We start from the raw sequence: 11,908 nt of genomic DNA, 5'->3' as shown, positions 1-11,908 counted from the left end.
TCATCATGAGTATCAGCCAAACCCTCTTTGATTTTATAGAACAGAAAATCAGCCCGTTTGCGGCCCGGTTATCTTCTCAGCGCCATGTTATGGCGGTGCGTGACGGGTTTATTTCAGCAATGCCGTTTATGATTGTGGGGTCCTTTTTGCTGGTTTTCGTACACCCACCTTTCTCTCCTGAATCCTCATGGGGATTTGCCCGAAACTGGCTGGAACTCTCGGCAAAATATGAAGTGCAGATTCTGACACCGTTTAATATGACGATGGGGATTATGTCGATCTACATCGCTGCGGCCATTGCCTACAACCTGGCGCGAAGCTACAAACTTGACCCGTTTATGACCGCGATGCTTTCGCTAATGTCTTTTCTGCTGGTGGCTGCGCCTCAGATCGATGAAAAAATGTCGACAGCCGCACTGGGCGGCGTAGGGATTTTCACCGCAATTCTGGTGGCGATTTATGTGACCGAGCTGACGCGCTTGCTGAAAAAATACAATATTGGCATACGGCTACCTGAACAGGTTCCTTCCAATATTAAGCATTCATTCGATCTGCTGATCCCGATTATTGCCGTTGTGATTACGCTGTTCCCGCTGAGTTTGCTGGTGCAGTCGGGCTTCGACATGCTGTTACCGCAGGCAATTATGGCGCTTTTCGAGCCGTTGATTTCCGCCGCTGACTCCCTGCCCGCCGTACTTCTGGCGGTACTGATTTGCCATCTGCTGTGGTTCGCCGGTATTCATGGTTCGGCTATCGTTTCGGGGATGTTGCAGGCTTTCTGGCTAACCAATCTGGGGTTGAACCAGACTGATCTCGCCGCCGGTTTGCCGATGACGCACATCATGACCGAAGCATTCTGGAACTTCCTGATCGTGATCGGCGGCTCCGGTGCCACCATCGGGCTGGTCTTGCTGTTTTGCCGCAGTAAATCGGCGCATCTGCGCACCATGGGAAAACTTAGCCTGGTACCGAGTTGTTTTAACATCAATGAGCCGGTGATCTTTGGTACGCCGATCGTCATGAACCCGGTCTTTTTCATTCCGTTCCTTCTCGCACCGATGGTTAACGCCATAATTGCCTACCTCGCTGTCTCGACTAATCTTCTTCCGCACATGATTTCACTGGTTCCCTGGACATCTCCGGCACCGATTGGTGCTGCATGGGCAATGGGCTGGGATTTCAAAGTCTCGATTCTGGTGATCATGCTGATGCTGCTTTCGATGGTGATTTACTATCCGTTCTTCAAGGTTTACGAAAAGCAGTTGCTGACGCAGGAAAAGGCAGCGGAAGCTGAAGCGGTGTTTACGGAAAAAGCAGAGGCCACTCAGTAAGCGATAAGTGAAGAAACAGAAAGCCTGAAACAGGCGCCGTGGCTTTTATCCCGGCGCCTGTTTAGCTTCAGTCGCCCACCGGAATTACCCGATTTTCCGTAAAAACGGAACAAGATCTTCTCAGAAAAAACCTCCGCCGGGCAAACAGTTCATAAAAGATTTTTTAACGAAGATTTCACAGTTTAAATTGTCGTTAGCAAACGTTTGCTTTTGTCGCGTATTTCAATAAAAATGCCCGCTTTGCCGCTTATTGGAATGCCATAACATGAGTTCGCAAACCACAGAACAAGACTCGCAGCAACCCGACCTTTCCCGCCAGCCAAAAAGTGAACTGATTTACCGGCTTGAAGACCGTCCGCCAATTCCTCAGACTCTCTTTGCCGCCTGTCAGCATTTACTGGCGATGTTCGTCGCGGTGATCACCCCCGCATTACTGATTTGTCAGGCGCTGGGTTTACCTGCGCAGGACACTCAGCACATCATCAGTATGTCGCTGTTTGCTTCGGGCCTGGCTTCCATTCTGCAAATTAAAACCTGGGGTCCCGTCGGTTCCGGCCTGCTTTCAATTCAAGGCACCAGCTTTAACTTTGTTTCACCGTTGATTATGGGCGGTCTGGCGCTGAAAAACGGCGGCGCTGACGTTCCGACAATGATGGCCGCACTGTTCGGCACATTGATGCTGGCATCCTGCACCGAAATCGTTTTGTCGCGATTCCTGCACCTTGCACGCCGCGTCATCACCCCGCTGGTTTCCGGCATCGTCGTCATGATTATCGGTCTTTCGCTGATTCAGGTCGGGCTGACGTCAATTGGTGGCGGCTATGCGGCGATGAGTAATCATACGTTCGGCGCGCCTAAAAACCTGATTCTGGCTGCCGTCGTTCTGGTGGTTATCATTCTGCTCAACCGCCAGCGTAATCCGTATATGCGCGTCGCTTCTCTGGTTATCGCCATGGCGGTAGGGTATCTGGCGGCCTGGATGATGGGGATGTTGCCTGAAGTGGCACCAGCCGCGCAGAGCAACTGGATTACGTTACCGACGCCGTTGTATTACGGCCTTGGCTTCGACTGGAATCTGCTCATCCCGCTGATGCTTATCTTTATGGTGACGTCGCTGGAAACCATCGGTGATATCACTGCGACATCTGACGTTTCCGAGCAGCCGGTCAGTGGCCCGCTGTATATGAAGCGTATCAAAGGCGGCGTGCTGGCTAACGGCCTGAACTCAATGCTGTCAGCCGTATTCAATACCTTCCCGAACTCCTGTTTCGGCCAGAACAACGGCGTGATTCAGCTGACCGGCGTAGCCAGTCGTTATGTTGGTTTTGTGGTTGCGCTAATGCTGATCGTACTGGGGCTTTTCCCTGCGGTTGCCGGGTTCGTGCAGCACATTCCTGAGCCTGTTTTAGGCGGTGCAACCATCGTGATGTTCGGTACGATTGCCGCTTCCGGCGTGCGCATTGTTTCCCGCGAGCGCCTGAACCGCCGCGCGATTATGATCATGGCGCTTTCACTGGCCGTCGGCATGGGCGTTTCCCAGCAGCCGCTGATCCTGCAATTCGCGCCAGACTGGATTAAAACGCTGCTGTCTTCCGGCATCGCGGCAGGCGGGATTACTGCGATAGTTCTGAATCTGGTTTTCCCTCACGAAAAGTAATCACGGGATGTAATCCACGTGCAACAGCGGCAGCGGGTCTGGAACCCCTGCCGCTTTTTATTGTCTCCCTTCTGCTAACCTGTTGAGAAAAGTCGCTGTTTGCGGCATAAACAAAGAATCTTTTTTCCTTTTTCCCGTTACAGGGCTCCAGACGATGAGATTTATCGGTAAAATTTTGCTGACGTTCGCCTTACTTCTGGTGCTGGCGATCGTACTGGTGTACGTCCTATTACAAACCCGCTGGGCTGCCGGCTGGGTCAGTCGCTGGATAAGCGACAACAGCGAGTACAGGCTCTCGGTAGAAAAGCTGGATCACAACTGGTCAACGCCTAGCCGCGTCACGCTGACGAATGTCATCTTCGGGCAAAAAAATAAGCCTGAAATTCTGAACGCCGGAGAAGTGGATCTCGATTTGAGCTGGCGTCAGATTACTGACCCTTACTTTTTCGATCACGTTGTTCTGGCCAATGGCCGCCTGAACGTTAGCCCTTCTGCCATCAAGCTGCCGTTACAGGCCAATACTTTGCAACTGAGCAAGATGGCACTGACCGGGAATACCGCAGGCCTCGATATTCAGGGGCAGCAAATTAATGCCGGTATTTCACCGTGGCAGCCGAAACCGAATCAGCTTCTGGGTGATAAAGCCGATTTCCAGCTGAGCGCGTCGAACCTGACCGTGAACGGGCTGCCGGCTGAGAACGTGCTGATTCAGGGCAATATCAACAACAAGAACCTGACACTGAGTAATTTCGGTGGCGATCTGGCGCGCGGTCAGCTTACCGGTAAAGCGACACAGGCCGCTGATGGCAGCTGGAATATCGAGAACCTGCGTCTGAGCAATGTCCGCCTGCAAACCTCAAAATCGCTTTCTGCATTCTTTGATGATTTCCAGACATTGCCGAAAGTGACGATTCAGCGCCTGGATCTGATCGACGCCCGGCTGCAAGGCACTGACTGGGCTTTCAGTGATGTCGACCTTTCCGTGCAAGACCTGACGCTGGAGAAAGGCGACTGGCAAAGCGATGACGGCGAAATCACGCTGAACGCGACGGACATGATTGACGGTAATCTGCATATTCAGGATCCAATCATCAGCCTCGACCTTTCCCCGCAGGGAATTTCCATCAAACAGGCCACCGCACGCTGGGAGCGTAGCTTGCTGAGAACGACCGGTAACTGGCTGCGCGCGAACAAACGTCTGCAACTGGATGAACTTTCCGTTGCCGGGCTGGAATACACGCTGCCTCAGAACTGGAAACAACTCTGGATTCAGGCGCTGCCTGCTCCGCTGGCCGAAATTTCTGTCAGCCGGTTCATCGCTAACCGTAACCTGATTATCGATATCAACCCGCAATTCCCGTTCCAAATCACAGCACTTGATGGTTTGGGCAGTAATTTGTTGCTGGCACGCGACCATCAGTGGGGAGTCTGGGACGGGAAGCTGAATCTCAACGCCAGTGAAGCGACGTTCAACCGTAATGATGTTCGCCGCCCTTCCATAACGCTGGATGCGAACGACAGTCAGGTGAATATTTCCGAGCTGAGCGCTTTCACCAAAGAAGGATTACTGGAAGCGACGGCAACGGTAGATCAGCAACCACAGCGCCATTTCTCCGTGAAAATGACCGGACGTGCAGTACCGGTAAATGAGCTGGAAAACTGGGGATGGCCGCACCTGGCGCTGGACGGTAATGCCAATATGCAGCTCAATTTGCAAGGCCAAATGCCCGCCAATGTGGATTTCAAACCGACGCTCAGAGGCACTTTGCAGGTTACCGGCAGCAACGGACAGACTTTGAATCAGCAAATGGTTAACGGGCTGGTTTCAGGCGCTGCGCCGGAATAATTAATTCCGCATCTGAACGTAAAAAGGCACCGTTTGCACGGTGCCTTTTTGTTTTTTACGGAAAGCGAATCAGTTGATTTCAGGTTCCAGCGGCGCGCCGGGAGCGGCGGGAAGAACCAGATAAGTACCTTCAAATACTGCGCCGTCAGTCTCGTCGCCGTATAAATTCACTTCAAGCTGCACGCGCGCTTTGCGTCCGCGGGCCAGCCGGTCAAGGTCGCCCCGGACAGAGCCCAAATCGGCGATGGCACGCGGTCTGCCGGTCACCGGTGTGCTGTAACGGATATGCGCATCGGCCAGCACGATAGTGCCGCCCAGATGGCGCTCACGCAGCAATAACCAGATGAGTCCCCAGCCGGTCAGTGTGGCCAGAGAGAACAAGCTGCCCGCAAACAAAGTGTGATGAGGATTCTGATTGCCCGTTTCCGGCATCGTGGTTACGAATCTCTGGCCAGTGTACTGGCTGATACGCACGCCCATTTTTTCACTCAGCGGGATGTGATCGTACCAGGCCTGCTGCAACTGACCGCACCAGTCCGGGCGGTGCAAAATATCGTCCAGCGTTTCAATGGGTTTGATCATCAGGAAATGGCGAACCGGCGTCGTTTGCGGCGTGGTGATTTCACCCTGATTCACAAAACCCAGCTTGGCGAAGAATTCCACGGCATCTTCACGCGCGCTACACACTACACGCTTCACGCCTTCCTGACGGGCGACAGACTCCAGCGTCATCGCCACCAGCGTCCCCAATCCTTTGTCCTGTACATTCGGATCAACGGCCAGAAAACGGATTGAAGCCTCGTTATCGGCATTAATATATAAACGACCTACTGCAACCGGATCGCCGTTTTCATCCACAACCATTTGGTGATGCGCAATCGAATCGTAGGCATCACGTTCTGAACCTTCCGGCTGATGCAACGGCTTGCGCAGCATTTCCCAGCGGAATCGGTAATAGGCGGCCAGCTCTTTTTCGGTCGTCGGTACTCTCAGGTGATACATAGATGCTTTCTCTCCGGCGTTATGCCTTATCGATCAGACTTGTAGCCAGAAGGTCACCGGCCCGTCATTCACCAGTGCCACTTTCATATCCGCGGCGAAACGGCCCGTTTCGGTAGCAATACCCTTCTCACGGCATTGCCCGCAAAAATACTGATACAAACGGTCGGCTTCCTGCGGCTCTGCGCCCTGTGAGAACCCCGGACGCATGCCTTTTTGAGTGTCCGCTGCCAGCGTAAACTGCGAAACCACCAGCAAACTACCGCCAGCCTGCTGGACGTTCAGGTTCATTTTGTCATTCTCGTCACCGAATATCCGGTACCCGATCACCCGTTCACAAAGACGTTTGGCTTTTTGTTCGTCATCGCCCCGCTCAACCCCCAGCAAAACCAGCAACCCTGGCCCGACTTCACCACAGACGCTTCCGTCGATGGTCACGCTGGCATTCAATACCCGCTGAATTAACGCAATCATACAAATCCTTCAGACTGATTTTTCTGCTGCTACTTGCTGAGCAGACTGCAATTTTCTCAGGGAACGAAACTCGCCAAGCGTAACGGTAATTTCCGCGCCAAGAAGCACGATACACCAACTGACATAGACCCAAAGAAATAAAATCGGAATCACCGCCAGTACACCGTAAATCAACTGATAAGACGGGAAAAGCTGAATATACAGGGCGAAGATTTTTTTACTCAATTCAAATAATGCACCGGAAACCAGCGCGCCGACCAGTGCATCTTTTGACGGAACCCGAACCGTTGGCACCACCTGATACAGCAGCCAGAACGAAACCCAGGAGATCAGCAACGGCAGAACCCTCAGGGAATGATCGATGACTGAATGCACGCCGCTGATGTTCAGCCAGTTCAGCGAGAGAAGGTATGAACTGACCGCCACGCTGGCCACCAGGAGGATCGGCCCGAGCGTCAGCACCATCCAGTAAACAGCAAAAGAGAAGACGATCGGGCGTTTCGTTTTGCTGTCCCAGATTTTGTTCAGCACGCTGTCGACGGACGCGATCAGCAACAGCGCAGTGACGATTAACCCGCAGGTGCCCACCGCCGTCATTTTGCTGGAGTTTGCGACAAACTGTTCGAGGTAGCGCTGGATGACGTTGCCGGTCGCCGGCATGAAATTGGAAAAAATGAATGTTTTGAGCTGCGCGCTGATATCCGAAAACACCGGAAACAGCGCAAACAATGAAAAGACCACCGCAATCAGCGGCACCAGCGACAACAAAGAGACATAGGCTAAATGGCCCGCAAGGAGCGTCAGGCCATCTTTATCTGAACGCTTTAAGAGCAGGTGGGTGAATTTCCACAATGATTTCGGGTAGTGGCTCAGTGCCCTTTTCTGCATCCTTTCATCCTTCAGGAAAAGTATTTTGGTACGGTTTGATTATCTTCCACCCAAACGGCTTCAATTCCGGCCGCACGGGCAGCTTCAATGTTTTCTGCGACATCATCAAAGAATACCGCCTCACTTGCGCTGAAACCTTCTTTTTCAAGCACATGCTGAAAAATTTCCGGCTCGGGTTTACGCATACCCAAATTTTGCGAGAGGTACATAGCGTCGGTATTGGCTTCGATTTCAGGATAGTGATGCGGCCAGAAATCCAAATGCAGGCGGTTGGTATTCGACAATACGACAACGCGATGGCCTTCTTCGCGCAGCTTTTTGAATACCGTGATCACCTCAGGCCTCAACCCGACGAAGATAGCTTGCCAGCCCGCGCTGAACTGCTCGAAACTGAGCGCTATGCCCATTTCATGGCATAAGTCGGCGGCAAACTGTTCATCGCTGATTTCGCCACGCTCGTGCTTCTGGAATACCTCGCCCATCGAGAATCGCTCCGTCAGCGTGGCCAGCGGCGTACCGCTCAGATGGCTCCACACGCCAAGAACACGTTTGAAATCAATATCAATAATGACGTTTCCCATATCAAAAATGTACAGCATTGCACGCTCCTGATTTCAAAGATGACTTTTAACTTTAGCGGTAAAACGTACAGGTGAACAGTGACAGATGCGCGGGGTTTAGTGCAGGTTTGGAAAAAAAACACAAAAAAAACAGGGTACCCAAAGGCACCCTGCTTCTGTGTAACGGCTTGCGTAAAAGAAGATTAACCTTCTTTTGGACCACGCATTGCACGTTTACGGTCGTTCTCGGTCAGGTGACGTTTACGGATACGTACAGACTGAGGAGTCACTTCGACCAGTTCGTCATCATCGATGAATTCCAGAGCTTGCTCCAGAGACATTTTGATAGCAGGAACCAGAGTCGTTGCTTCGTCAGTACCGGACGCACGCATGTTGGTCAGTTTCTTACCGGTCAGGCAGTTCACGGTCAGGTCGTTAGAACGTGAGTGAATACCGATGATCTGGCCTTCATACACTTCTGCGCCGTGGCCCAGGAACAATTTACCGCGGTCTTGCAGGCTGAACAGTGCGAACGCAACTGCTTTACCCTGACCGTTGGAAATCAGAACGCCGTTCTGACGCTGACCGATTTCGCCCTGACGGACGTCATCGTAGTGGCTGAACGTGGAGTACAGCAGACCGGTACCTGAAGTCATGGTCATGAACTCAGTACGGAAGCCGATCAGGCCACGTGCTGGGATCAGGTAATCAAGACGGATACGACCTTTGCCGTCAGGGATCATGTCTTTGACATCGCCTTTACGCTCACCCATGGCCTGCATTACAGAACCCTGGTGTTGCTCTTCGATATCCAGTGTCACGTTCTCGAATGGCTCTTGCATGCGGCCATCGATTTTACGGTTGATTACTTTAGGACGGGAAACCGCCAGCTCGAAACCTTCACGACGCATGTTTTCGATCAGAACCGACAGGTGAAGTTCACCACGGCCTGAAACACGGAATGCATCAGCATCTTCAGTTTCTTCAACACGCAATGCTACGTTGTGCACCAGTTCTTTGTTCAGACGGTCAAGGATCTGACGTGAAGTCACATACTTACCTTCTTTACCACAGAACGGAGAGGTGTTAACGCAGAAGTACATGGTAACGGTTGGTTCATCAACGCTCAGCGCTGGCAGAGCTTCAACATTTGCCGGGTCACAGATAGTGTCGGAAATGTTCAGCTCACCCAAACCGGTGATCGCGATGATGTCGCCAGCTTCAGCAACGGTCGCTTCGATACGCTCAAGACCCATGTGGGTCAGAACTTTACCGACTTTACCGTTACGGGTTTTACCTTCGCTGTCGATCACAGTGATCTGCTGGTTAGGTTTAACAGTACCGCGTTTGATACGACCGATGCCGATGACGCCAACATAGTTGTTGTAGTCCAGCTGAGAGATTTGCATCTGGAAAGGTGCTTCCATCTCAACTTGTGGCGGAGATACGTGGTCAACAATCGCCTGGTACAGCGGGGTCATGTCTTCGGCCATATCGTTATGGTCGTTACCCGCGATACCCATCAGTGCAGATGCATAGATGATTGGGAAATCGAGTTGTTCGTCAGTTGCGTCCAGGTTTACGAACAGGTCGAAGACCTGATCAACAACCCAGTCAGGACGCGCGCCAGGGCGGTCAACTTTGTTGATTACCACGATCGGCTTCAGACCATTAGCGAATGCTTTTTTGGTCACGAAACGGGTTTGCGGCATTGGGCCATCCATTGCATCCACAACCAGCAGCACCGAGTCGACCATTGACATCACACGCTCTACCTCACCGCCGAAGTCGGCGTGTCCTGGGGTATCCACGATGTTGATGCGGTAGTCTTTCCAATTAATGGCGGTGTTTTTTGCGAGGATGGTAATCCCACGCTCTTTCTCCAAATCGTTGGAGTCCATTACGCGTTCGGTGGCTTCTACACGTTCTCCGAAAGTACCGGATTGTTGCAGCAGCTTGTCGACCAGGGTGGTTTTACCATGGTCAACGTGGGCAATAATGGCGATGTTACGCAAATTTTCGATCACAGCTTTGCCTCAGGCATTAGAAATAGCGCGCTATTGTACACGTATTAAGCGAGGTTCTAAACAAGATCACAAGGATCTTGTTGAAACAACTTGTGGATGGCTACTTTGTGATCCCTTTCACGGTGCAAAAGAACCCCTGAACCATTATGACGCACCTTTTTGGTGCCTTGCATCTCACGATTAGCACCATTGTAGTGCATAAATTCCGTTATGGTGCATACTTATTGAGTGCAAAAGCCCTGTAAAATGGCGTTGTTTGCATTTTCTCAAAGTTGGCACACTTTTCGCTAATAGTTTTTAGAGTAAAAATTTTTTAGGGTAAAAAGTTTTTACTGGGTGAAAGAGTCTGACCAGACAAATAATAGTGCTGTTTAGGCCACACGCCAGTTCAAGTAAAGCTGTTATTTCCAACTAAAGACCAAAAATGGTTATTCGTTCCACGACGATAATGAGAAATTCGGGAGAACTAGTATGTCCGCTGAACACGTTTTGACGATGCTGAATGAGCATGAAGTGAAATTCGTAGATTTGCGTTTCACTGACACCAAGGGTAAAGAACAGCACGTCACCATTCCAGCGCACCAGGTTAGCGCTGACTTCTTCGAAGAAGGCAAAATGTTTGATGGTTCATCAATCGGTGGCTGGAAAGGCATTAACGAATCTGACATGGTTCTGATGCCAGACGCGAGCACTGCTGTTCTTGACCCATTCTACGAAGAAACCACGCTGATCATTCGCTGCGATATCCTTGAGCCAACAACGCTGCAAGGTTATGACCGCGACCCACGCTCTACCGCAAAACGTGCAGAAGACTTCCTGCGCTCTTCTGGTATCGCGGATACCGTCCTGTTCGGGCCAGAACCAGAATTCTTCCTCTTTGATGATGTGCGCTTCGGCAGCAGCATCTCCGGTTCCCACGTTGCTATCGATGATATCGAAGGCGCATGGAACTCAAGCACCAAATACGAAGGCGGCAACAAAGGCCACCGTCCTGCAGTTAAAGGCGGTTACTTCCCGGTTCCTCCGGTCGACTCCTCCCAGGATCTGCGTTCTACCATGTGTCTGACCATGGAAGAAATGGGTCTGGTTGTTGAAGCTCACCACCACGAAGTCGCCACTGCTGGCCAGAACGAAGTGGCAACCCGCTTCAACACGCTGACCAAAAAAGCTGACGAAATCCAAATCTACAAATACGTGGTTCACAACGTGGCTCACGCATTTGGCAAAACTGCGACCTTTATGCCAAAACCAATGTTTGGCGATAACGGTTCCGGTATGCACTGCCACATGTCTCTGTCTAAGAACGGTAACAACCTGTTCTCTGGCGACAAATACGGCGGCCTGTCAGAAATGGCACTGTTCTACATCGGCGGTATCATCAAGCACGCTAAAGCCATCAATGCCTACGCTAACCCGACAACAAACTCCTACAAGCGTTTGGTCCCGGGCTACGAAGCACCTGTGATGCTGGCGTATTCTGCACGTAACCGTTCTGCTTCTATCCGTATTCCGCACGTATCCAGCCCTAAAGCCATGCGTATCGAAGCTCGCTTCCCTGATCCAGCGGCTAACCCATACCTGGCGTTTGCTGCACTGATGATGGCCGGCCTGGACGGTATCATCAACAAGATCCACCCTGGCGATGCGATGGATAAAAACCTGTATGACCTGCCACCGGAAGAAGAAGCAGAAATTCCAAAAGTTGCAGGTTCACTGGAAGAAGCTCTGAACGCACTGAACGAAGACCGCGAGTTCCTGACCCGTGGCGGCGTGTTCACTGACGACGCTATCGATGCTTACATCGGTCTGCGTAAAGAAGAAATGGACCGTGTGCGTATGACTCCGCACCCTGTTGAGTTCGAACTGTACTACAGCGTTTAATTTCTGATTAAACCCTGAACTCAGCGCCCGCTGTTGGGCTGCCGCTGAGCGTAATACCCGACTGATGGCCTGGTTGTAACAAAGCCTTCAGCGTCAAAATTAAGTAAGACGATTTTATTTGTTGCCGTGGAAACTTTCAGCCCATCTCCGGATGGGCTTTTTTCTCCACACTCTTTCCTGCTTAACCCCTCTGGCCCGTGATTTCGCCGGGTAGCGAGATAAAATGCACCAATCAGGTGCGGGAG

The 11,908-nt window shown here is 51.6% G+C and carries 9 protein-coding genes; 4 read left to right on the top strand and 5 right to left on the bottom strand.

The window, feature by feature from the left end; translation table 11 throughout:
* Positions 1–5: 5 nt before the first annotated feature.
* The 3 genes from IV433_RS23115 to IV433_RS23105 all read left to right on the top strand — a co-directional run bounded on the left by IV433_RS23115 (position 6) and on the right by IV433_RS23105 (position 4,834).
* A complete protein-coding gene (locus IV433_RS23115; RefSeq protein WP_195816113.1) occupies positions 6–1,331 on the top strand; it encodes a PTS sugar transporter subunit IIC in 1,326 nt (441 codons plus the stop codon).
* A gap of 265 nt (positions 1,332–1,596) precedes the next feature.
* Positions 1,597–2,988: a nucleobase:cation symporter-2 family protein gene (locus IV433_RS23110; RefSeq protein WP_195816112.1), complete on the top strand. Its 1,392-nt coding sequence runs from the start codon at positions 1,597–1,599 to the stop codon at positions 2,986–2,988.
* Between the two features lie 154 nt (positions 2,989–3,142).
* A complete protein-coding gene (locus IV433_RS23105; RefSeq protein WP_195816111.1) occupies positions 3,143–4,834 on the top strand; it encodes an AsmA family protein in 1,692 nt (563 codons plus the stop codon).
* 69 nt (positions 4,835–4,903) lie between these two features.
* Here IV433_RS23105 and fabY read toward each other — a convergent pair whose 3' ends face one another.
* From fabY to typA, 5 genes are all read right to left on the bottom strand, one after another.
* The gene (gene fabY / locus IV433_RS23100) at positions 4,904–5,836 is read right to left on the bottom strand and encodes a fatty acid biosynthesis protein FabY (RefSeq protein WP_152324954.1); all 933 of its coding nucleotides are present in this window, start codon (positions 5,834–5,836) and stop codon (positions 4,904–4,906) included.
* A 33-nt stretch (positions 5,837–5,869) separates the two neighbouring features.
* Positions 5,870–6,307 (bottom strand): D-aminoacyl-tRNA deacylase, encoded by a 438-nt coding sequence (dtd, locus tag IV433_RS23095; protein WP_195816110.1) that lies wholly within the window; start codon positions 6,305–6,307, stop codon positions 5,870–5,872.
* 9 nt (positions 6,308–6,316) lie between these two features.
* On the bottom strand, positions 6,317–7,195 hold the full coding sequence (locus tag IV433_RS23090; protein WP_195816109.1) for a virulence factor BrkB family protein: 879 nt from the start codon (positions 7,193–7,195) through the stop codon (positions 6,317–6,319).
* Between the two features lie 11 nt (positions 7,196–7,206).
* Positions 7,207–7,794, bottom strand: a complete 588-nt coding sequence (gene yihX / locus IV433_RS23085; protein ID WP_195816108.1) for a glucose-1-phosphatase — start codon at positions 7,792–7,794, stop codon at positions 7,207–7,209.
* 164 nt (positions 7,795–7,958) lie between these two features.
* A complete protein-coding gene (gene typA, locus IV433_RS23080; protein WP_152324949.1) occupies positions 7,959–9,782 on the bottom strand; it encodes a ribosome-dependent GTPase TypA in 1,824 nt (607 codons plus the stop codon).
* Positions 9,783–10,253: 471 nt separating this feature from the next.
* Between typA and glnA the strand changes: the two genes are divergently transcribed.
* On the top strand, positions 10,254–11,663 hold the full coding sequence (gene glnA / locus IV433_RS23075; RefSeq protein WP_101079951.1) for a glutamate--ammonia ligase: 1,410 nt from the start codon (positions 10,254–10,256) through the stop codon (positions 11,661–11,663).
* The last annotated feature ends 245 nt before the right edge of the window (positions 11,664–11,908 follow it).

Source organism: Rahnella laticis (assembly GCF_015644585.1).
Taxonomy (GTDB): domain Bacteria; phylum Pseudomonadota; class Gammaproteobacteria; order Enterobacterales; family Enterobacteriaceae; genus Rahnella; species Rahnella laticis.
This window is presented reverse-complemented; position numbering and strand designations above follow the sequence as displayed.

What these genes read in the sequence shown, in the direction of transcription:
- IV433_RS23105 (WP_195816111.1), top strand. Translation starts at nt 3,143, where the DNA reads ATGAGATTTATCGGTAAAATTTTGCTGACGTTCGCCTTACTTCTGGTG.
- IV433_RS23090 (WP_195816109.1), bottom strand. Translation starts at nt 7,195, where the DNA reads ATGCAGAAAAGGGCACTGAGCCACTACCCGAAATCATTGTGGAAATTC.
- yihX (WP_195816108.1), bottom strand. Translation starts at nt 7,794, where the DNA reads ATGCTGTACATTTTTGATATGGGAAACGTCATTATTGATATTGATTTC.
- fabY (WP_152324954.1), bottom strand. Translation starts at nt 5,836, where the DNA reads ATGTATCACCTGAGAGTACCGACGACCGAAAAAGAGCTGGCCGCCTAT.
- dtd (WP_195816110.1), bottom strand. Translation starts at nt 6,307, where the DNA reads ATGATTGCGTTAATTCAGCGGGTATTGAATGCCAGCGTGACCATCGAC.
- IV433_RS23110 (WP_195816112.1), top strand. Translation starts at nt 1,597, where the DNA reads ATGAGTTCGCAAACCACAGAACAAGACTCGCAGCAACCCGACCTTTCC.
- glnA (WP_101079951.1), top strand. Translation starts at nt 10,254, where the DNA reads ATGTCCGCTGAACACGTTTTGACGATGCTGAATGAGCATGAAGTGAAA.
- IV433_RS23115 (WP_195816113.1), top strand. Translation starts at nt 6, where the DNA reads ATGAGTATCAGCCAAACCCTCTTTGATTTTATAGAACAGAAAATCAGC.